At 41.2% G+C, this 20885-nt stretch carries 21 protein-coding genes and 1 pseudogene; 21 read left to right on the forward strand and 1 reads right to left on the reverse strand.

The features are described from left to right. Positions 1 to 36: 36 nt before the first annotated feature. The 18 genes and pseudogenes from hupB to Q0779_RS02890 all read left to right on the forward strand — a co-directional run. A complete protein-coding gene (gene hupB, locus Q0779_RS02805; RefSeq protein WP_298769307.1) occupies positions 37 to 309 on the forward strand; it encodes a nucleoid-associated protein HU-beta in 273 nt (90 codons plus the stop codon). A 233-nt stretch (positions 310 to 542) separates the two neighbouring features. Beyond that, positions 543 to 2411, forward strand: a complete 1869-nt coding sequence (locus tag Q0779_RS02810; RefSeq protein ID WP_298769309.1) for a SurA N-terminal domain-containing protein — start codon at positions 543 to 545, stop codon at positions 2409 to 2411. A 614-nt stretch (positions 2412 to 3025) separates the two neighbouring features. Next, positions 3026 to 4336, forward strand: a complete 1311-nt coding sequence (locus tag Q0779_RS02815) for a helix-turn-helix domain-containing protein (protein ID WP_298769311.1) — start codon at positions 3026 to 3028, stop codon at positions 4334 to 4336. A gap of 156 nt (positions 4337 to 4492) precedes the next feature. Then, entirely contained in the window at positions 4493 to 5731 is a 1239-nt protein-coding gene (locus Q0779_RS02820; RefSeq protein WP_298769313.1) for a helix-turn-helix domain-containing protein, read from the forward strand. A gap of 197 nt (positions 5732 to 5928) precedes the next feature. Then, positions 5929 to 6222 carry a RebB family R body protein gene (locus tag Q0779_RS02825; protein WP_298769315.1) on the forward strand — a complete coding sequence of 98 codons (294 nt, stop codon included), beginning with the start codon at positions 5929 to 5931 and terminating at the stop codon, positions 6220 to 6222. Between the two features lie 62 nt (positions 6223 to 6284). Beyond that, positions 6285 to 6551 (forward strand): RebB family R body protein, encoded by a 267-nt coding sequence (locus Q0779_RS02830; RefSeq protein ID WP_298769316.1) that lies wholly within the window; start codon positions 6285 to 6287, stop codon positions 6549 to 6551. 94 nt (positions 6552 to 6645) lie between these two features. Further along, positions 6646 to 6912: a RebB family R body protein gene (locus Q0779_RS02835; RefSeq protein ID WP_298769318.1), complete on the forward strand. Its 267-nt coding sequence runs from the start codon at positions 6646 to 6648 to the stop codon at positions 6910 to 6912. 83 nt (positions 6913 to 6995) lie between these two features. Continuing rightward, positions 6996 to 7220, forward strand: coding sequence for a RebB family R body protein (locus Q0779_RS02840; RefSeq protein WP_298769320.1), 225 nt, complete (start codon positions 6996 to 6998; stop codon positions 7218 to 7220). 52 nt (positions 7221 to 7272) lie between these two features. Beyond that, the gene (locus Q0779_RS02845; protein WP_298769321.1) at positions 7273 to 7779 is read left to right on the forward strand and encodes a RebB family R body protein; all 507 of its coding nucleotides are present in this window, start codon (positions 7273 to 7275) and stop codon (positions 7777 to 7779) included. 30 nt (positions 7780 to 7809) lie between these two features. After that, positions 7810 to 8178 carry a hypothetical protein gene (locus Q0779_RS02850; protein WP_298769322.1) on the forward strand — a complete coding sequence of 123 codons (369 nt, stop codon included), beginning with the start codon at positions 7810 to 7812 and terminating at the stop codon, positions 8176 to 8178. 69 nt (positions 8179 to 8247) lie between these two features. Beyond that, positions 8248 to 9351 (forward strand): hypothetical protein, encoded by a 1104-nt coding sequence (locus Q0779_RS02855; RefSeq protein ID WP_298769324.1) that lies wholly within the window; start codon positions 8248 to 8250, stop codon positions 9349 to 9351. Then, positions 9348 to 9944: a hypothetical protein gene (locus Q0779_RS02860; protein WP_298769326.1), complete on the forward strand. Its 597-nt coding sequence runs from the start codon at positions 9348 to 9350 to the stop codon at positions 9942 to 9944. Before Q0779_RS02855 ends, Q0779_RS02860 begins: the two co-directional genes overlap by 4 nt. 8 nt (positions 9945 to 9952) lie before the next feature. After that, a complete protein-coding gene (locus Q0779_RS02865) occupies positions 9953 to 11569 on the forward strand; it encodes a hypothetical protein (protein ID WP_298769328.1) in 1617 nt (538 codons plus the stop codon). A 111-nt stretch (positions 11570 to 11680) separates the two neighbouring features. Next, a complete protein-coding gene (locus tag Q0779_RS02870) occupies positions 11681 to 11989 on the forward strand; it encodes a hypothetical protein (protein ID WP_298769330.1) in 309 nt (102 codons plus the stop codon). A 314-nt stretch (positions 11990 to 12303) separates the two neighbouring features. Beyond that, complete coding sequence (locus tag Q0779_RS02875; protein WP_298769332.1) at positions 12304 to 12840, forward strand: DUF4157 domain-containing protein; 537 nt, start codon at positions 12304 to 12306, stop codon at positions 12838 to 12840. Between the two features lie 483 nt (positions 12841 to 13323). Continuing rightward, positions 13324 to 14190, forward strand: coding sequence for a hypothetical protein (locus tag Q0779_RS02880; RefSeq protein WP_298769334.1), 867 nt, complete (start codon positions 13324 to 13326; stop codon positions 14188 to 14190). A 154-nt stretch (positions 14191 to 14344) separates the two neighbouring features. Then, entirely contained in the window at positions 14345 to 15412 is a 1068-nt protein-coding gene (locus Q0779_RS02885; RefSeq protein WP_298769337.1) for a transposase, read from the forward strand. A 178-nt stretch (positions 15413 to 15590) separates the two neighbouring features. Further along, positions 15591 to 15786 (forward strand): annotated as a pseudogene (locus tag Q0779_RS02890) (hypothetical protein); the annotation flags it as partial. A 37-nt stretch (positions 15787 to 15823) separates the two neighbouring features. Here the strand turns inward: Q0779_RS02890 and Q0779_RS02895 are convergent. After that, positions 15824 to 16681, reverse strand: a complete 858-nt coding sequence (locus tag Q0779_RS02895) for a glycosyl hydrolase family 18 protein (RefSeq protein ID WP_298769339.1) — start codon at positions 16679 to 16681, stop codon at positions 15824 to 15826. A gap of 261 nt (positions 16682 to 16942) precedes the next feature. Between Q0779_RS02895 and Q0779_RS02900 the strand changes: the two genes are divergently transcribed. From Q0779_RS02900 to Q0779_RS02910, 3 genes are all read left to right on the forward strand, one after another. Then, on the forward strand, positions 16943 to 18700 hold the full coding sequence (locus Q0779_RS02900) for an ATP-binding protein (RefSeq protein ID WP_298769341.1): 1758 nt from the start codon (positions 16943 to 16945) through the stop codon (positions 18698 to 18700). 390 nt (positions 18701 to 19090) lie between these two features. After that, positions 19091 to 19840: a hypothetical protein gene (locus tag Q0779_RS02905; protein ID WP_298769343.1), complete on the forward strand. Its 750-nt coding sequence runs from the start codon at positions 19091 to 19093 to the stop codon at positions 19838 to 19840. 357 nt (positions 19841 to 20197) lie between these two features. Then, positions 20198 to 20839, forward strand: coding sequence for a glycoside hydrolase domain-containing protein (locus Q0779_RS02910; protein ID WP_298769345.1), 642 nt, complete (start codon positions 20198 to 20200; stop codon positions 20837 to 20839). Positions 20840 to 20885 lie beyond the last annotated feature (46 nt).

Genomic DNA, 20885 nt, shown 5'->3' on the forward strand with positions numbered 1-20885 from the left:
TGGTTGCGGCGCAACAATTACAATCAAGGGGATGACATGAACAAATCTGAACTAATCGAGAAAATTGCTTCTGGTGCTGATATTTCTAAAGCTGCGGCTGGCCGTGCATTAGACTCTTTCATTGGTGCTGTGACTGATGGTCTAAAAGAAGGTGATAAGATTTCTCTTGTTGGTTTTGGTACTTTCGAAGTACGTCAACGTGCAGAGCGCACTGGCCGTAACCCACAAACGGGCAAAGAGATCACTATTGCTGCTGCGAATATTCCCGCTTTTAAAGCAGGTAAAGCTTTGAAAGACGCTGTTAACTAATTATAGGTTGATAGTTAGCCTTTTATGAGGCTTTCGTACTTTCGTAGCAAGATAAGCACTGTGTTGACAGTGCTTTTACGAATAGAAAGGGTGATCGCAGTGTGGTTGATCATCTCAGAGTGATGAAATAGCAAATATCAAACTTGGTATTAAATCCTCTAACTTAAACATAAAAGGCGCATTCTTAGATTGATGCGCCTTTTTTTTATTAATCGCAACAAGCGAGAAGTCTGATGTTAGAAAAGATCCGTGAAGGTTCACAGGGCGTGATTGCAAAAAGCATCTTAGTGCTGGTGATACTTTCTTTTGCATTTACGGGGATTAGCAGCTACTTGAGTTCTTCGACTGAAGAACCAGCAGCGACTGTAAATGGTGAGAAGATTACCCAACCTGCCTTAGAACAAGCTTACCAAAATGAGCGTGCTCGATTACAGCAACAATTAGGCACTATGTTTGATACATTAGCGGCTAATGATAGCTATATGCAAAGTGTTAAACAGAATGTACTTGAACGATTGGTTGCAGATAAACTGCTCGATCAATCGGCAGCCTCTTTGGGGCTTAGGGTATCAGATGAGCAAATTAAAAATGCCATCTTAAATGAGCCTGCTTTTCAAACTGATGGAAAGTTTGATAATGATCGCTATCAAGCGATTTTGCGTCAATTAGGTTATCAAGCACAAACATTCAGGGATATGATGCGCACTGATATGACACGAACTCAGCTAGTTCGTGCATTGATCACCTCTGAATTTGTCTTGCCGAATGAAACTAATTACGTGGCAGAGCTGCAAGATCAAACTCGTAATTTACGTTATCTTATTGTGAAGTCTCAGCCATTTCTAGCTGACGCAAAAGTGACGGATGAGCAAGCTAAGACCTTTTTTGATGACAATTCAGCGCAATTTATTCGTCCTGAATCAGTCAGCTTAGAATATGTTGAACTTGACGCTAAACAAATGGCGAAAGGGATCACAGTGACAGATGAAGAGGCGAAAACCTATTATGATGATAATAAATCACAATATCGTACACCTGAAAAACGTCTTGCTGCGCATATTTTAATAGAGAAGGGTGATGATGAAACGGCGAGCAAAGCCAAAGCTGAGTCTATTTATAAGCAGTTACAAGCTGGCGCCGATTTTAGCGAATTAGCAAAGAAAGATTCAGATGATACCTTTAGCCGTGATCAAGGGGGAAAACTTGATTGGTTTGAGGAAGGCGTGATGCAGCCTGCTTTTGATAAAGCACTTTTCAGCTTGAAAAAAGGCCAATATTCTAAAGTATTATCTACTGATTTTGGTTTTCAAATCGTGAAATTGCTCGATGTCGAAGGGGGACAAGAAGTGCCGTTTAGCGATGTCAAAGCCAAAATTATAGCGCAGTTAAAAGAAAAACAAGCTGTTGATAAATTCTATGAATTACAGCAAAAGCTTGCCGATACGAGTTATGAAGTCCCTGATACCTTATCTGAAGCAGCCAAAGCGGTGGGTGAAAAGGTTGAAACTACGGCAAGCTTTACACGTAATAATGTGCCTGCGTTATTTAACCAACCACAAATCGTTAAAGCCATTTTCTCATCGAATGTCTTAACAGATGGCATGAACAGTGATGTGCTAGAGGTTGAACCTAACCACGTGGTAGTGCTGCGTGCTAAAACCCATATACCTGCGGGCCCTCTGCCTTTTAACGATGTGAAAGACAGTATTATTGCGCAGTTAAAACAAGAGCAAGCCAATGAAGCTGCTCGCGCGAAAGCGCAAGAAGTGATGACGGCGGTTCAAAATAAAGACAGTAAGGCAGAGTTTACGACGAAGACGGATGTGACGCGTAATGATCCTGATGTGGATAATGCCATTGTTAAAAAAGCATTCCAAATGCCACACTCTGACACCGAATCTGTGGATACTGTTGCTTTAGGCTCAGGTTATGCTGTTGTTATTCTAGATAAAATTAATGCAGCAAAACCTGCAGATGAAGCTCAATTGAAAGCGTTGAAAGAAAAATTAGCGTCTCAATATAGCGAAGCGGATTATCGTGCCATTATTGCTTTATTAAAATCACAGGGTGAAGTGACTTATCCTGCAGTTGAGAAAAATTAATCACGGTTGATTGATAACAGGCTTTTCTTTGGCTTGTTAAATTTGTTAGCGGTGAAAGGTTAAATAAAAATGCCAATCATTTTGAATGATTGGCATTTTTTATGTCGACAAAGGGATCAATGGGTTTGATTGATGGGGGATCTCTTTTTTATTCGATTAAATTGTAGAGGGAAGCATTGTTAAGTGGGATAAAATGATAATGCTGAATGATCAGATCCCAGTACTCTGAATTGACTTCATTTCTCTTTAGATGATTTTTGTCATTTTTGTTTCAGGTTTAATTAATGTCAGTGATTTGATTAACACAAAGGTAATATAGGTTATTTGAAAATTAGCAAAATACAGAATAAAGCTATTGCTTTTAGAGTATATTTTTTTTTAGTATATAAGGTGTAGGTATAACTTACATTATATTTATGTTTCTTACTTATAGATTAAAGTAAGTGTGATTTTGTTATGAATCTTAATCGTGGTTACGCCTTACTGGCGTTAGGTTAATTGGTATTATAAGAATGACATCTGATAATAAGAAAGGATATCTCCAATGAATAAAACCTATCACAGCCGCATTGCTTTAAATGCGCATACCTTAAGATCTTTGAGAAAAAAAAGGCTTGAGTCAAGAGAGGTTAGCAGAAGCTTGTAGCAAGCAGCGTCTACCCGTTTCTGTTTCTTCCATAAAGCGAGCAGAAGCTGAAAAGAATATTCTCTATCGGACTCTCGTTAACCTTGCGAGTTTTTTTAAGGTGAGTGTCGATTATTTACTGAATACCCCCCCTCTATCACTATGGACATATACGCGTTCTCAGGCGCATTATTTTCAGCCTTGTATTGGTCGAGATTGGGAGTTAGAACAAATATCCCTTTTATACACGAAAGTGATTCATTCTAACCAAGCGGCCACTGTGTGCATAACGGGTATGTTTGGGATTGGAAAAACATCTCTCATTCATACCTTTTTGGCTCAAACACAAGACATTAAAACTAAATATGTTTATAGCACTTCTAAAAAAGGCATATTTGAACTCAATCCATTACAACATTTAATTCGGTTATTGTTGGGGGGCCCAGTCAATACAAACGACAGTTTTTTACGAGACAAAGCAAAAAAATGTGCAATCAGTCAGTTATCTTTCTTTTTTATATTGTCTTTAGCTGGGGCTAAATTGAAAGAGACCGAAAAAATGGCTTTAAATTCATTGAGTAAAAAATTAAAGAATGAATTAGAGAAAATAATGATTAAGTGTTTAATTGCTCGCTGTATTGATAATCATATTACGGTAATTTCAATTGATGATTTACAGTGTGCTGATGACGATTATATTCATTTTATTAAAATACTCAGTCGTGAATGCCAACATTATCCTTTGCTTTTGTTATTAGGGATGAGAGATGTCGCGCAATTTACGCATTCTCCGCAGTGGTTAGAGTATAGTCACAAGATTAAACTGAGGCCTTTACATCCTGAGCATTCAGTCTCTTTGGCAAATATTTTTTTATCAAGACAAGAGTTATGTCATGTCAAATATCAAGATAGAAAAAAAAGCGCATTAGACCGAGCGCAAGGGCACCCTGGTATATTAGAAGAGCTTTTATTATCAATACAACCTGAGGTTTGTGTTCCAGAAAAATTATATCAAATGGTTCAAAAAACGATTTACTCCTTTACTCCCGATTTATTTTACACGTTGAAACTCTCTGCTTTTTATAGAAAAGAAATGAATGTAGATAACATCCATATTTATATATCGAAAGAATTTATCACCAATAAACTGGGGCAATTACATACACTTGCTTGTAGTGGTTTAATCAAGCAGGTTGCTAATGAATATTGTTTTAGCCACCCATTAATTTGGGAAGTCATAATGAATTACATGCCATTGTTAGAAAAGGCTTTATTTGTTTCATGTGAGGCTTCTAAGTAACTGAGCCGTAACTGAGCCGATATAGGTATTTTTAATCTTTTATTTTGTTCCTTAGTAAGAGTATGTTTTTTAAAGTGATACAGAATTAATGACTGCTTATTAGACATAGTTTTCCTTACTTCATTGCCACATAAAAGGGATAAATAAGGGAATAATATGCAAATACAATTGAAAGTACCGAGTCCAAACAGACCTTGGATTGGCGATAGTCTGGCGATAAAATCTTTGAAATCTAAGTTGAGTGTGTTGTCATCGAGTATGTTACCTGTGCTGATCCATGGAGAAAGGGGAACGGGCAAAGGGATTTCCGCTAGAATGTTACATGACTTGAGTCCTAAACAGGGTCAACCTTTTGTGAGTGTGTGTTGTCAACGTTGGCAGGGGCAAGATCTCGTTAAATGCATGGATGAAACTTGGTCTCAAGCTGACGGGGGTACGTTATTTTTACGCAATGTCGAGTTGTTAAGTAAGGCTGATGTGAGCCAAATAAAAAGCTATTGGCTTTCTTATGCTGATAATGGCACTTTAAATCAAGAAGTACGTTTAATTGCTTCCACCCGTATGCCAAAGACGCTAAATAATGCGATACCGGAAATGGAAGATCAATTTATGAGTTGGCTACAATATCATTGCTTGACTGTGTCTTTGCCTCGCTTGTGCGAGAGAGCCGATGATATTGAAACACTGATCAAACATTATCAAGCACAAGAGCCTGCCATTGCGAAGTTAACCTTTAGTGTATGTGCGTGGCGACTGTTTAAGCATTATGCTTGGCCGGGTAATGTGAAACAATTAAAGCGTTGTTTGGATAAATTAGCAGTATGGGATAGCCATCAGCACATCACAGAGCAAACATTACTGAATTTATTTCCGGCCATGGAGTGGGGAAAATCAAACACTGCCGATAAGCAGAAAATCATGCCTGCAATGAAGCCTAGCCATTTAGATGAAGTACTGGCCGAGCCTTATCAAAATGTGGTGCATTTCAATCATCATAGAGCTCAAGCTATCAAGCTGGAAGATCATATTCTTACTAAAGGTGTTGAAAGTTTGCATTATGGAATGGGTCATCATACTGCGTTAGATAAAGGTCTGGTATACCTTTATGATAATTATCAAAAGCCGTTGATGATGAGTGAGCTTGCCTCTAAGGCTTATGTGAGTCCTTCACATCTTTCTTTTTTATTTAAACGTTATCTTGGCATGACCTTTAAGCAAACATTACTGTTATTACGTATTGCTGAGGCGATGAGTTTATTGAAAAATCAACCTCATAAACAAGTCACCCAAGTGTGTAATGATGTGGGCTTCTCTGATTTAAGTTTTTTTGTGAGAAAATTTAAAAAAACGGTGGGAATGAGTCCAGGCGTGTTTCGAGATAGATTTCATTTATAGTCTCTAAGTGTATTAAACCTCATCTGCAATGGGTGGGGTATTTTGCGTATTTTTACCAATTCGATCCGCTATTCCTACCAATCACTTTTCGGTGAAGCTCCCTAGACTGTGGTTAGTGTTTGAAATAACCGTTGGGTATTCATATTTCAAACGATGGATAACATACTCTCTAATAACCAACAAATAAAGGTCTAATTATGGCATTTCCTACAGCAGTTAACGATCAAATAACCGATTCAGTCACTCAAGCTAATGTCAAAGTGCTAGGTGATGCGCCTGCAATGTCTATGGGTAACTTGTTTCAGGCAACATCTCAAGCATTATCAAATGCAGCCCATAATGCGACTGCGGCGCAGCAACAAATGGGAGTAACAGCACAAGCTGCGACGACGATGGGGGTGACCACACTTTATTCCATTGATACGGCAACAACGGGAGTGGCCACCAAAGCCATATTAACACCGAGTACGGCGGTTGCAGGATTAGGTTAAGTGGTGACTCATTTATCTCATAAATGCATTCAACTTATTCTCAGTAATAACAGGATACTGATATGGCATTTCCAACGGCGGTAAACAGTCAAATAACAGATTCGGTGACACAAGCCAATGTTCAAGTGTTAGGCGATGCGCCATCGGTGGCGATGGGCAATTTGTTTCAAGCCACCTCACAAGCTTTGGCTAATGCGGCTCATAATGCGACGACAGCGCAACAACAAACGAATATAACGGCGCAAGCTGTGACGACGATGGGAGTGAATTTACTTTATTCACTCGATACAGGGTCTACCGCGGTTGCCACAAAAAAAATACTGGGATAATAGCGACTAAGTCCCAAGGTTTTTGAGGCAATCGAAGTATACATACAGGTAATCTCTATGATTACGTTCAAACTTTTATTACAAGGAACATATTATGGCATTTCCAACAGCGGTAAATAGTCAAATTACGGATTCCGTATCACAGGTTAATACAAAAGTGCTGGGTGATGCACCGGCAGTGGCAACGGGTAACTTTATGATTGCCACGAGTCAGGCGTTATCGAATGCGGCACATAATGCAACCAGTAATCAACAAAACAATGGTGTTACTGCGCAGGCGGCACTGACTCAAGGTGTGAATAGTTTATTCAGTATTGATACTGCAGCAACGGCTGTGGGTACGAGGAGAATTTATCAATAACCATTAAGTGAAAAGCAGTATTGAACTGAGTGGTATCAATGCTGTTTATTCCTGTCTTGTTATTTTTATGAGTGAGAGAGCTTATGTTGCCAATGGTTGGTTTATCTAATGGTGAAAATATTGGATTAGCCCCGCCCTTTGCCATGGCGAGTACCTTCGTCATGATGGCCAATTCAATTGGGCTATTAATGGAAAATGCGACGGTTAATCAACATAATGCCCAGCAAGTTCAAATAGCCAGTGTGACTCAATGTTGCAGTTTAATGATTGCGGTAGGAGCGGCAAAAGCGACAAAAAAGGTGGGGTAATGAGTGATAAATATTTTATCAATAAATAAGAAAAGAGAGTAAAGGAGAGATTATGAGCGCAGTGAATGATCAAGTAACAGATGCAGTGACACAATTAAATACGCTGTTGACTGGTGGAGCGGTACCGCAATCAATGGGCATGTTAGATATTGCTGGGGCTGAAACATTGGGAATGTCGATGTTTAATGCGATAACGGCGCAGCAAAATGCACAAACATCGAGCTCTGCAGCCATCACAGCAAGTTGCGCTAAAATGTTGAAAACAGAGGTGCCTTCCGCTGAGAAAAACAGTAAAAGTGCCCTATTGCAACTTGCGCTTGCGGAGCAAAAACTGGCAATAACATTAGCAGCTTATGCTTTATATGAGTTGTATAAAAAAAATAATGCCAATGCAACAATCGCAACGGCTACATTAGCGTTAGACAATGCGTTAAGTGCAGCAGAAAAGGCATTAACACCCACAAAGATAGAAAAAACTTTGCTTGACGGGGCACTAGGCTTACTTAAGCAAGATATTACCGACACGCTTAAGGCTGTCAGTACGAAGAAGAAATCATAATTAATTAGACTAATTGTAAGGGAGAGTGACATGGCGGATCTAGCAACGGATGTCGCAAATGTGAATCCACAAGTGGTGAGTACATTAGAGGCATTGCAAAAAGCAACATTAAGCGGTGAAGTGGTTAAAGCATCAGGCGCAGGGAAAGCCTATCAATCGGTGTCGCAATCATCGGCGATTGCGATACAAGATGCCACTGACAATTTGAGAAATATTAATACCATGGCAACAACGGCTATGGGGGTGGCGATGGCACAAATGCTCGCAACGGGAGAAGTGAAAACTTATAGTGGTATTATTGCTGAAGCTCAAAAAATAGTTGCTGATGGAACAATCAATTTTACTGCCGTGGGAAAAGGAGCGGGCGCCTTATTATCGGATTTTCCGACGGGAGAATAAGTGACGCTTGTTTGTATCATTATCGATTAAAGGGGGCTTTTAGTCGACATTAAGCCAAGAGAGGCAAGCATGACAATATTAATCAATCAGGTAAAGGTATCTGCACTTGATGAGTTGCCCGATAATATTCAAACCTTGGTTTCATTGATCCCGTACGGTGTTGAGTGGTTTGAAGAGGCATTAACTGATGAAGATAACAGCTTAAATTTTATGTCGTTTGATGAATTGATTGAAGCGCTAAATGAAGGGCTCAGAGAGACTGAATTACTGAATTTGTCTAAGGTTAACCTAGTGGTGAGTGTTCAAAAACTGCTTGAATTTACTGCGAATGATTTAAGGGATTTATCTTATTTATCAGAAAGTGACTCTAACAAAGAGCATAGGCAATCAAAGGAGCAAGACTCTCTTGTCATGGATCGCTTAAAAATAAAGTACAAGCTAGTTGATAATGCCTTTTTTGCTAAGTTAACTCAGTTTTTTAGGCAACAAAAGATGGGGGATTATTGTCTTATTTATACGGGTACGCTGGATGAGAAAATAACCTTTTATCAAGTGATATTGTACTGTGAACAGCAGTTTACTGTCTCAAATAAAATTAAATCAGACGCCATTAATTGGGCTAAAACACAGGCGCAAAACTTATCTGAGCTAGCAGATTATTATTGTTTTTACTTAGCCTGGTATCATAAAAAACTCACTTCAGGGTTAGACGTTAATGTCTTGATGGAACAGTTAATGCCAGTGGTGATCCAGCATCTTGATTGTCCTTTAGTCACATTTGAATTGGATAAACGAACATTGAATGATGCCATCATACAATGGAACGATGCGGGCCATTCTCTGGGGTTCTCAACCTTATCAGCAGGTTTACTCAATACTGTGCTCAATATTGAGTTTGTTAAAGGAGAGGATATACCAATAAAAGCTGAGGAATATATAAAACAATTACAAGATACCTTAAAAAATCATTTGGCCGTTGATTCTTATATTAATCAAGCGGGCATGTATCGGCACTATGTATTTGAAACGGCTAAGCAGACGTTGATATTAAATGTTAATCGTGTGGGCTGCTTGAGTGTATTTAGCGATCGACCTGAATTGATTGACGCTCCTGTGGCTGAACCATTAAAAGGATCAACGCCTCAGACACTGACGCAAAGGACGCTACAATGAGAAAACGAATAAAATCTAAATTGCTGCCAGCGCAAAAGCAGAGTATGGGCGAACTTTCTAATGCCGCGGTGGGAGGGGAACTCACCCATATTTTATCTGATATCGATAAAATGTTGCAGTCCGCAAGACAAACTATTGATGCCTCTTTGCAGCAGTCTTCAGCTTTGGTAGAAGCGTCAAGACAAGTATTAGCGGATAACCATCACTATTTATTGACAACATCTGAGGGGCATTCATCCCAGGCGCCATCGTCTCAAACATCAGTCTTAGGGCAACAAGAGCCTAGCCAAGAGCAACAAGATGAACAACAGAGACAAGACGGTTTTGAACACAGTCAGAGCCAGCAACAGCAGGCAGTGCAAGCGTCAGCCAAGGCGGCGGAAGAGGCCATGCAGCAGGCTATTTCAGCCATGGGGGATAACTTATTGGCCCAGCAACAGGCTTATGAGCAAAGAGTGATTGCACAAATTAACCCAGCTACAGCTGAACAGGGGCAAGTTACGCCTGTGGCAGACGCCGTCAATGCCCCTGATGCACAGTCTACACATCAGGGGAAAGTCTCCGCTAAGGTACCAGCGTTAAGCCAAGGATAAGCTTGATTATGATTTCACTTCGTTTTTCCGTTATTGATTTGAGTCCAGATTTAAAGGTTAAGCAAGCCGCTGCTGTTGAGCAAATGCAATCACTGTTTGATCGTCTACAAGTCACCCCTCAGTATCATACGTTAACGATGAGCGATCGTTTGTTATTGAAAAAAGAAGGCTATGCCGATGATTTAACCAATAATTTGGTGGTGATGACTCAACGGAATAATACGCCTAATACCAAGGTAAAAGATAAGCTGAACATCGGGTTTACTTATGCGGCATTTGACCCAGCGTTATATGCGTGTGACACGTTGTTGTTGCATTTAAAGCAGCTGAGCCAGGGCTGTTGTGCCTATTGTGAAAGTTTTCTCGGGGCCACAGAAGCGGGGGGGGTGAGCCATTTTAGGCCGGTAACGCTCATTGATAACACGTATCAGGATCGGGATAAGCCATTGTCTTCGCATGTCACTGAACCTTCTCCTTATTTCGCTTTAGGCTACCAACAAGATAATTTGGTTTATACCTGCCGAGCCTGTGATGAGCATTATAAAGCCGGGCTCTTTCCTGTCAGGGGCGCGCGTTTTCCAGAATGCAGCGTATTGGAGGAAGACGCCTTATTGATTAACCCTTATGATGAGGAGCCCAGAGCGTATATTCGTTTTAATCCTGTTTCGGCCAAGGCCTATGCTTATGATGGTGTTAAACAGTTTTATCAAAGTCAATTTCAACTGACCGAACGCGAAGTGGAGTGCTTACTGTGGAGCGAGCCTGACATGATCCCTGATACCCATACAGGTGATACAGCATCTAACTGCTCTCGCGCATTATCTCAAGCCTATCATGACTGGCTTAATAGGTTACACGCTAATGAGCGACCAAGAGGGCAGGTTATGATTGATACCTTGGGGTTAAATCGCCGCGCATTGGTATTAGCCCGCATTGAGGCATTGAATCAATACCGATTATTATTTGATGGACTGTCTGTGCAGGGCAGAGATGTGCCTTATGAGGTGAGCGATATGCGCGCAATCGCGTATCGCAGTTTGGGAGTGGATGCATTTAATACTTGGGCCTTATCCCGTGCACTTAAGCAAGAACTTAAGCAAGAACTTAAGCAAGCTTCATCGTCTGAGCATTCCACTTTTTTACAAGCGGGTATCGTTTGTTTACAGCAAACGCATATTCGGGAATTAAAAACTCAGTTTTTATCCGCCACAGCAAGTGCTACAACCTCAGGCTTTCAGAAGCCAACACAGCACGCCGTGGGAACGCAAAGCATATCCATCAAGTCAGACCCACTACAGCCCATATTCTCTTTTCCACCTTGGTTTCGTTCTTGTTTACGTTACTTTGTGAGTGAGTCCGCGATAAATGAAACGGCAAAAAGGCAGTTGGTTTTTTTATCGGGCAAGGATGGTATTTATGGTTTGCAGGCAAAAGAGAAATGCGTTTTCTTACCCATTAATTGGCATAAGGACAGCCAGTGCATTATCAAGGTGCACTCACATCGCAATATTTGGGAAACCTCCTTTAGTGAGTTGGCCGCCTCTCGGCCATTAGAGTTAGTTAATTTATTTGCCAATAACCAGCTTTGGGTTGCGGGGGATTTTTCGGCCCTTATCACTCATTAAGCCGTCATTAATAGAGAGTCATTAATAGAGAGCCATTAATAGATAGCATTAGTCAATAGTCTTTAATACTGATGAACAATCACGCACCACAGACAATAAGGATACCATCATATGAGTCAACAATCGGGACAACAGCAACAAGTACAAGATGAAGTCAACATACAGGAAGCGTATGCGACGGATGCGGTGACGACCGCTGATAACGCAACCGCTGAGCAAGCAACCGGCGTTACTCCTGCGACACCTGAGCAAGCTGAGCAATTGGCAACGAATGCGGTGATCAATGCCGATGCCATGACGGCCCAACAATCCTCGGGAGGACCGGTTGTTTTTGAGCCGGGAGGATCGGAGTCATTATCACCCGAGGCTGCAGAGCAGCAGGCGACTCAGGCGGTGGCCGCCACGAATTATACGGATTAACATTTGCGATAAACAGCACATAAAGTAAGAGAGGACATCAATCACAATCCTTAAGATAGTCGAAGGCTGATCATACTGTTAATACGCTAGTCGTTGCTGGTTGGGCTTAATAGACGTTAAGCTGCGCGATAGCGTATTTTTGGTCAAACGGATCATGAACAATGCTAAGTTTTTCCAATTTATTCGTTACTTTGACCAAGTGAGGAGGTTAATAGTAGATTATGATCATGATAGAGGGCATGAAATAAAAACATCACTTTTTCATGACTCATTTTCATCACTCTTTTATGACTGACTAGGTTAAGGAGGCGATAATGTATGCAATGAGCGCTGAGCGCAGCGAACGCTCGGTTTTATCACATTTATGTTGTACAAGATCCACCTTTCATCGTCGTAGCCTAAAAAGTGGCGGGCAGCACCAAGCCACTGCGCCCCTATCGCAGCTTAAGCAACTCAAGCAGCGACGCTTTCCTCTGCAACAGGCACAAAACCAAAATCTAAACCAATACCAGAATAAAACGCAGCCTCAAGCGCCTCAACCTTTGCCGCCGTGTTTGCAGCGCGGCATGGAGGCCTTAACAGGGGTGAGCTTGCAGCGGGTGCGAGTGCATTATCACTCAGATAAACCGGCCAAGGTGCAAGCCCATGCCTATGCACAGGGGCAGAATATTTATTTAGCTCCAGGGCAAGACGCGCACTTACCCCACGAGCTAGGTCACATAGTGCAACAAGCACAGGGCCGAGTACAGGCAACCACCGAGGTTAATGGCATTGCGGTCAATGACGATCCTAAACTCGAGCACGAGGCCACAGAGCTGGGCAATCAGGCGCTGAAAGCGGGGAGGTGTTGATGAAAAAGAAACACAGATCATGGGAGAACATCCATGACTTGTATGGGCTGTGGTGCAGTTAAGGGTTTTGATAAATAAAGCGGTGAACGAGAGAGTCGTGATAACGACCAGATGACTGATAAAGATGCACTTCGGTGATGTTTACTGAGTTGTTATGTTGTAAATAAAAGTGTCTCTGCTGATAACAAACGCACGTGTAAGCGGCTGAGCTATATTCAATAAACATTAGATACCACTATGAAATAGTGACGCACCGGCCTAATCACACCCACCCTTCATTTACTAAGAGTGGTGTTATTGAGCCACTCCTTAAATAAAGAGTGATAAAAACATAGTTGTAATAAAGACCACCAGTGGTCTTATACCGCCTGCTTTATAGGCAATTAAAAGAGCCTATTAGGGCATGGATGCCCTGTATGTAGCAAATGCAGGAGCAATTTGCTTATAACAATCGTTAAAATCCAATTAAAAAAGGTTTGAGATATGTATGCACAAATAGAAAAGCCGAAAGAGCATAAAGGTAGCGTGGTTGCTAATTCAGTAGTTCAGAAGAGAAACGATAGGAAGCAATGTTTTGGGATTGTGGATAACCGTAATGAACCAAAATTTCATACTGGGTTACAATTGATGTCTAAGGAGCAGATGGATATGGTGAAGTTTTATATTGATGAAGGTCTTTATTATACTGCTATTTACCATATTATCGATAAAGAAAAATTGGGGAATAAGAAATATGTAAATATTTCGACGGAATATGATGACGGAGATGGAGGGGGACACGATGTTGCGACAACTGGATGGTCTAATATTTTAGAAGAGCCAGTTGTGACTCTTTTTCAGCTGGACATCGACAATATAAAAGCCACAGGGAACTACGAGAAGTTAATTAGTACATTGGTACACGAGTACAAACATGTAGAGCAATGCCTTAATGACCCTAGGGCAGCAATAGAAGAGCAGAGACATGTCATGGAATTTGAGGCATATTTTGAAGAAGTGAAGTGGGCATATTCACAGCACGATAAGCAGGGAACATATAGTACAGTTGATTTACAAAATGCGATGAAACAAATGGAAGTGGCCTATTCCAATATGGATGAAAATGATAAAGGTAAATACTTGGACGACCTTAAAAGAGGTCAGTACTATCTTAACATGATGCACGTACATCATCCAGACCAACAACCTGATCATTTTGGTTATTCAGAAAGTGAAGAAGAGAAAGAGAACTCTAATTATGAATCGATAGGAGAGCAATTAGATGATAATAACATCAAAAATTTGCGTCTCAGTTCAAGTGAGGATCTCTTAAACAATGACTCTGATGGTTCGTTCGGAGACTATCAATAAGAGATGTTTAAACAAACAGAACAACACTACATCTTATCGTCTGACTAATAAAATAATAAAATAATAAAATAGTAAGGACAGGCAACGCTTTTGCTTTTCTGGGTTGTTAAACTAAGCTTTAGGTATCGAGTAGTTGATCATTTGGAGCAAGTAAATGACCTCCGCCAGACGGATTCTGATAGATGCTGAGACGACGCCTTACTATCATGTGATAAATCGCTGTGTTCGCCGCGCCTTTCTATGTGGTGAAGATGCCGTTACGGGGCAAAGCTATGAGCATCGACGGGGCTGGATAGTTGATAGAGTGAAAGCATTATCAACTATCTTTTGTATTGATGTATGTGCTTATGCAGTGATGAATAATCATTACCATTTGGTGCTGAAAATTGACCTTGATGCAGCTAAAAGGCTTAAGCCTAAGGAGGTTATTACACGCTGGTTGCAGTTGTTTCATGGCCAGCAAGTGGCGGATAAATACCTAAAAGGTGATGCATTATCTGAAGGCGAAACCAGTCTGCTTGATAGTTTAGTGGCTAAATGGCAGGAGCGTTTGTCTAGTGTTAGCTGGTTTATGCGTTGCCTGAATGAAGGGATAGCGCGCAAGGCTAACCGTGAAGATAATTGTAAGGGCGCGTTTTGGGAGGGGCGTTTTAAAAGTCAGGCCTTGTTGGATGAGCAAGCGTTGTTAGCTTGCATGATGTATGTTGATCTGAACCCTATTCGTGCAGCAATGACTGATTCGTTACAAGGGTCAGATTTTACTTCAATTCAGGAGCGTATAAGTGTGTTATCTAGCGCAGCACACTCACAGCAAACACCTATTTTAAATAATCGAGCTTCTGTAGACCAAACTTTTACAGGTGCTGCACTCCCTTCGAACGAGCCAATATTACCTAAACCTTTACTGCACTTTGACGGTGCGATTTCTCTGGAAAAACAACCGGGAATTCCTTTTCATTTCAGTGATTACCTTGAGCTTATTGATTGGACGGGGAGAGCTCTCAGGCCTGATAAAAGAGGCGCGATCGATGAAAATCGGCCCAAGTTATTAAGTGAACTGGGCATAGCGTCTGACGCTTGGATGTTATCTGCTAAAGAGTTTCGTCGGCAATATGGTGGCGTTAGTGGACGCTGGGACGCAATGTGTGCCTTTAAAGCGAAGCACAGTAGTGGAAAATGGTGTAAGGGAAAAGCGCAGAGTGAGGCCTTACACCCGAATTAATCATTTGTATTTCATAAACGCAATAACATCCTTGAAAAATAGTGAGGACAGCCAAGTCTTTTACTTTTCTGGTACGTCGAAGTAAGCTTTAGGTATCGAGTAGTTGATCCTACGGACCAAGCAAATGACCTCTGCCAAGACGCATTCTGATAGATGCTGAAATCACCCTTACTATCATGTGATAAATCGCTGTGTTCGCCGCGCCTTCTGTTTATGAAATGAAGAGCTGTGGTGAAGGTACACTTTATAAACGAAGAGTACGGGGTAAAGCTATGAGCAAAGACGGTGCTGGCTAGTGGACAGAGCGAAAGCATTATTAACGATATTTTGTATTAATGGACATCATCGCTGAAAGTAAGATGCAGCAACACTATGGGATTGGGTATTCTTAGGTTTGCTGCGGTAATCTTATTAGATAACGGGCTTAACGCCATTGACGAATGTCCATCCTTGGGCTGAATCATAATTCATGGCCCAGACCATGACACCGCCATATTGAGGATTATTAAGAACAATACCGCCATTTTGTATATCACTGACGATATCTGCGGGATTAGATAATCCCGTACCTGCATTTGTGTTAGCGGGTTCTCCGACCACGATTTTTGTGTCGGTTGGAATAATCTTTGTTAATGGCAGAAAACTAGCGCTAATGAAACCGACATCGGTATCTTGTAATCCATCAAATACCGCACCTTTAAATTGATTGTATTCTTGAATGAACAGTGCATCAAATTTGGCATCATTTAGAAAGCTAGTGCTAAATAAAGCGGGTGCTAATGCCGCTGATCCGCCATATCCTCCGCCTATTTGAGGGGCGGCGGTGATAAAGAGATCACTACTTTGTGCGCGTAAAGCGTTTATGTAACTGACAAGGTAGGTATCGTCAACAGCAACACTTTCTAAATCAAGATCGATTCCATCAAATCCATTTTGCGTACAAAATTGAGCAGAATTGATACCTGCAGTTTGTGGATCGTTAATATTAGGGAGGAAGGTATTATTTTGTCCACCAAAAGAAATAAGCGCGATGCCATTGTTTTGGTGAATATTGTCTATTTGTGTTTTTAAATCGCTAGCAGATATACTGTTTGGGCCTGTAACCGTATTTGTCGATGATATGTTGCCAAAGGCATAAACGAACACTGTATAACCTTGCGCTATGGCGTTTGAAATCATGATATTGGTTACGTTTGGTGGTGTCGTCGAACCATAAGCGGTCACGTATCCAACCATGGTTTTTTGAGGCCAAGCTTTAGATTGAGTCATGGTAAATTCCTTTTTAAATTGATGCAGTCACCTGTTAGAGCCGTATGCTCAAATGATTATTGAGTATAATAAAAAGGGGGGACAATATTATTACAGCTTATTACATGTTATTTATTTGAGTATGATATTTTTAGCTCATATTTCTCATTTTTAACTTTTCCTCATTTTTACCAAGTCGATTGATTCGTTAACAGGTTATCCTCGTTTAAACCACTTCGTATGGGCGCGCCATTGCCATTAATAATGAGCGTGGAGGAAACCATGTTAAATGACAAGATGATCACCATGACTAAGAGGAGTGTCGAGCCACAAACCATTCTTCAGCCAAATACTCAGCCTCATTCTCAAGCTAATACTCTGGAACATTGTCATACTCACTCTCACTCTCACTCTCAGGCGCAGGCGCAGGCGCAGGCACAGACACTGACTGATCCTCAGGATACGTCGCTGGTGGAAGCAAATGTGGAACCTGTGATACCGCTCCATCGACATAGCGCGAGTGCTAACGCTCAGAAGACATCATTTGACGAGAATAGGGGATCTGGGCCCGAAGCTGAACCAAACACTGAGCACAACACTGTTCACTCACCCGCATCGACATTTACCGCTAATGCGCGTGATTTAACGAGGGAGCTGACTTGGTGTGAGCGAGTGATTGATTGGCGTTTTAAGCAGTATTTTACCCCTGAAACGGAAGCTAACAACGAGGGGCCTTCAATGGTCGATCACGCTGCCGTGTATGAGAGTGTGCAGCATATTCCGTTACCAAATGTGTCACGCTCTCAGTCTGCCTATGGGCGGTTCATTGAGCATCACTCTCCTGAATTTGTAGGGCGATTGATGTTGGCGTTAGCCTTGGCGGCGGAAGTCAAGCCGCAGTTATTGGATGTGTTTTTAATTCACAATGAGCAAACCCATAAACCTTATACGGAATTTGGTCTGGTAGAACACAACGAAGGGTTATATGCCAGCGGGGAAACCTTGGCTTTTTTAGTGGGCGCTGACGATATAATACAGCGATTTGAGGTGCAGGCCTATCTCGAGCTAAAGCGTCTTGAGCTAAAGCATCTGGGTGTCAACCAAGCGCCGAGTTGGGATTTCAAGCATAAGGCTGAAGAAAGTTGGCCGTTAGTGGCATCGCCTTTACCTGTGATGAAAGCGCCATTAGCCTTGATACCTGAGTTGCTGGCCTTGTTTACCACAGGATTAGATTATCAGCCAGAGTTGAGTGTGGATTTTCCCGCTAAGCGTGTCGAGGCTGAGCTTGACTGGTCTGATTTAGTACTACCTTCCTCTGTAATGACGCAACTAGATGAAATACAGGCGTGGGCTGAATATGGGACTCAATTGATGAATGACTGGGGCTTAGGTGGGAAAATACGGCCGGGTTATCGCGCCTTATTTCATGGCGCGCCAGGGACAGGCAAAACACTTACCGCGGGATTATTAGGTAAGCGGTTAGGGCGCAGCGTCTATAAAATTGATTTATCCATGACAGTGTCTAAATATATTGGTGAAACCGAGAAGAACCTGGAGAAAGTCTTTTCCATGGCAGAGAATAAATATTGGATTTTATTTTTTGATGAGGCCGATGCCCTATTTGGCAAACGCATGCAAGCCAGTAATGCTAATGATCAGTTTGCCAATCAAAACGTGGCGTATTTATTACAGCGAATGGAGGCGTTTAATGGATTAGTCTTATTAGGCTCTAATTACAAAGAGAATATGGATGAGGCTTTTTTCCGTCGCTTTGAGTCTATTATTCATTTTCCTTTGCCAAATATCGATCAGCGTTTACGTGTGTGGCAACAAGGATTTTCTTCACAATCGCATTTGGCTGCAGATATTGATTTACAGCGTATTGCCACTGAACACTCACTATCGGCTGCCAGTATTATGAATGTGATCCGCTATGTGTCGTTAATGGCGTTATCCAGAGGGCGTTATGACATTACTCAAGCAGATTTAATGGCTGGGATCCGCCGTGAAACACTTCCATTTTCAGCATCTCGCTGGTGATCTCTGGTGATCCTGAGAGGGAGGAGGTATTTAATGCTTCCTTAATTATTCTCATTATCCCATAAGATGTGATCTTTTATGTTTCATTAATGGCTTTATGCAGAGGTTGGTATGATATTACTCGGCGAATTCAACTGCTTCTTTATTCTGTCGTTGACCCTGAGTGGGGGTATTTAATTGCTGAGATATACCGATAAGTTGCGTCATTATACCAATATTCCTTTTAGATTGAGTCGTTATTCTTAACCTTATCTTCACTTTTACCTTGTCATTTTGCCGATATTACCCATGAGGATATTACTGATCTCAAAGGCAATCAATGCAGGTGTGAAGGAGGAGGTGAAATACACATAACGCCTTTTAATCAAATTGAACGTTTAAGGAATGAAGATGACGAAATATATCATTGGTGGCTGGAGTCAAGATGTCGCAACATCTGCGCCACAGGGTTTTACTTATACCATGTACGGAATGATCACTAATTTAGTAGGGTTAACGGCGGGAACAGCCCAATCCCCTGGATGGAGCCCGGCGACTGTCGAGGCGCCCAAGGTGCCAACAGGGAAAGTGATGTGGACTTATGGCGGGGGTCTTTGTTCGCCTAATGCTATGCCAAGTAGTGCTACGGATGTTGATAAGATTGTGAGTGCAACAACAGAGAATAAGTGGGCAGGGGTGGATTTTGATGATGAGTGTCAGATGAATATACCTCAAATTATTAATACCATGTCGCAATTAAAAACAAGTGATACTAAGCAGTCGAGTTATACGTTTTTAGCTGGTTGGGATTATAATAATCCTGCTGGAAACTCAGGAACGGAAATTAACAATGCAGTGAAACAGATTGCCGCAGCAAAATGCTGCGATCGGTTTATTTTAATGTGTTATGCTTCTGCCATGTGGCCAATGACTGACATTACCGCTAATGTAGGCCCTGCAATTGAGCGAACCATTAACTTAGGTGTACCTAAAAAGCAGGTTATTTTAGCGTTAACTCCAGAAGGTTTAACCGATGAAAATTTAGCTTATTTTATTGACCAAGTGATATCACATGATATTGGTGGATTGTTTATTTGGGATTATCCTAATTTACCAGCTAAGGCTTTGAGCGAAATAAAAGACAAATTAAATATTGATTAGAGATGGCAATGACGTAATTATTCGCATTTTTAATATACGTAATAATATAAAACCATTTCGAGTGAAGTCGATTTAAATAATACTATTTAATTTTATCTGTATTTAATTTTTTCTGTCTATTCGGAATATGTATGTTAGCTAATCTTTATTTTGGCCCATCTTATATGGGTCTTTTTTATTGCATAAGTTTTACCTATTTTTTGGTTAAAAATACCAAGTTGGCATTTTTGACCTTATCTATAGTTAATCTGTATGGTTTTTTATACTATTTTATCAATGGGTTACTATACGTTATTGGTAATAATTACTGATAGTCGATAGGGATGGTTTATTGAAAGTGAAAAAGGATTAAATACAATGGCAAATTTAATGGCGAGCACTGAACAAGCAACTGCAGAGGCGAAAGGTTTTGTGTCGGAGAGTTTGGTTAACCCTTTAATGGCAGACACATATCAACATGATGATTATGTGTTTTGTCTGCGGGAGGTCGGGAAAACTGGTAAGGAGTCTACCGATGTAACCTACCTTACTAATTCAGAAGCGTTCAGTATTATGACTCCAATATCGCGTGGGGGGAGCGGTTTGGCGCTGATGCCATTATTTTCCAGCGTTACAGCAATCTCTGACCCAAAAAAAGTAACCACTGATGCAACAACAGATGCAACTACCGTTGTCACTCAGCTCAACGATATTGGTTTGCCTTTAGGGATCACCGTTTGGTTGGATATTAATGCCGTGAATACCAATATTGAGAAACAAGAGGACCAATCAACATACACAACCACTTGGTGTACTAATATAACAAAGGCGGGTTATTCTGTGGGTTATTATTATGGCAACACTCCCCCGTGTTCTTGTCAGCCTGAAGCGCCCATTTCAGGCGGTAATGTGCTTCAGTCTGTGTCATGTGTGTCTGGGGGTAGTAGTCCTTTGCACAGTATCAGTATTGGTGAAAATAGTGGGGTATGTAAAATTCGCTGGGCCTATTATTCATCATGAAGAGAGTGACGATTAGGCGGTTTTACGTATTCTTTTTACGCGTGAA

Origin of the sequence: uncultured Shewanella sp. (assembly GCF_947491715.1) — a bacterium.
Taxonomy (GTDB): Bacteria; Pseudomonadota; Gammaproteobacteria; order Enterobacterales; family Shewanellaceae; genus Shewanella.

Bases quoted from the DNA above. Each gene is read 5' to 3' on its own strand.
- Q0779_RS02870 (WP_298769330.1), top strand. From the start codon at position 11,681: ATGAGTCAACAATCGGGACAACAGCAACAAGTACAAGATGAAGTCAAC.
- Q0779_RS02825 (WP_298769315.1), top strand. From the start codon at position 5,929: ATGGCATTTCCTACAGCAGTTAACGATCAAATAACCGATTCAGTCACT.
- Q0779_RS02880 (WP_298769334.1), top strand. From the start codon at position 13,324: ATGTATGCACAAATAGAAAAGCCGAAAGAGCATAAAGGTAGCGTGGTT.
- Q0779_RS02885 (WP_298769337.1), top strand. From the start codon at position 14,345: ATGACCTCCGCCAGACGGATTCTGATAGATGCTGAGACGACGCCTTAC.
- Q0779_RS02905 (WP_298769343.1), top strand. From the start codon at position 19,091: ATGACGAAATATATCATTGGTGGCTGGAGTCAAGATGTCGCAACATCT.
- Q0779_RS02900 (WP_298769341.1), top strand. From the start codon at position 16,943: ATGTTAAATGACAAGATGATCACCATGACTAAGAGGAGTGTCGAGCCA.
- Q0779_RS02875 (WP_298769332.1), top strand. From the start codon at position 12,304: ATGTATGCAATGAGCGCTGAGCGCAGCGAACGCTCGGTTTTATCACAT.
- Q0779_RS02820 (WP_298769313.1), top strand. From the start codon at position 4,493: ATGCAAATACAATTGAAAGTACCGAGTCCAAACAGACCTTGGATTGGC.
- Q0779_RS02895 (WP_298769339.1), bottom strand. From the start codon at position 16,681: ATGACTCAATCTAAAGCTTGGCCTCAAAAAACCATGGTTGGATACGTG.
- Q0779_RS02850 (WP_298769322.1), top strand. From the start codon at position 7,810: ATGGCGGATCTAGCAACGGATGTCGCAAATGTGAATCCACAAGTGGTG.
- Q0779_RS02845 (WP_298769321.1), top strand. From the start codon at position 7,273: ATGAGCGCAGTGAATGATCAAGTAACAGATGCAGTGACACAATTAAAT.
- Q0779_RS02830 (WP_298769316.1), top strand. From the start codon at position 6,285: ATGGCATTTCCAACGGCGGTAAACAGTCAAATAACAGATTCGGTGACA.
- Q0779_RS02855 (WP_298769324.1), top strand. From the start codon at position 8,248: ATGACAATATTAATCAATCAGGTAAAGGTATCTGCACTTGATGAGTTG.
- Q0779_RS02910 (WP_298769345.1), top strand. From the start codon at position 20,198: ATGGCAAATTTAATGGCGAGCACTGAACAAGCAACTGCAGAGGCGAAA.
- Q0779_RS02860 (WP_298769326.1), top strand. From the start codon at position 9,348: ATGAGAAAACGAATAAAATCTAAATTGCTGCCAGCGCAAAAGCAGAGT.
- Q0779_RS02835 (WP_298769318.1), top strand. From the start codon at position 6,646: ATGGCATTTCCAACAGCGGTAAATAGTCAAATTACGGATTCCGTATCA.
- hupB (WP_298769307.1), top strand. From the start codon at position 37: ATGAACAAATCTGAACTAATCGAGAAAATTGCTTCTGGTGCTGATATT.
- Q0779_RS02810 (WP_298769309.1), top strand. From the start codon at position 543: ATGTTAGAAAAGATCCGTGAAGGTTCACAGGGCGTGATTGCAAAAAGC.
- Q0779_RS02840 (WP_298769320.1), top strand. From the start codon at position 6,996: ATGTTGCCAATGGTTGGTTTATCTAATGGTGAAAATATTGGATTAGCC.
- Q0779_RS02865 (WP_298769328.1), top strand. From the start codon at position 9,953: ATGATTTCACTTCGTTTTTCCGTTATTGATTTGAGTCCAGATTTAAAG.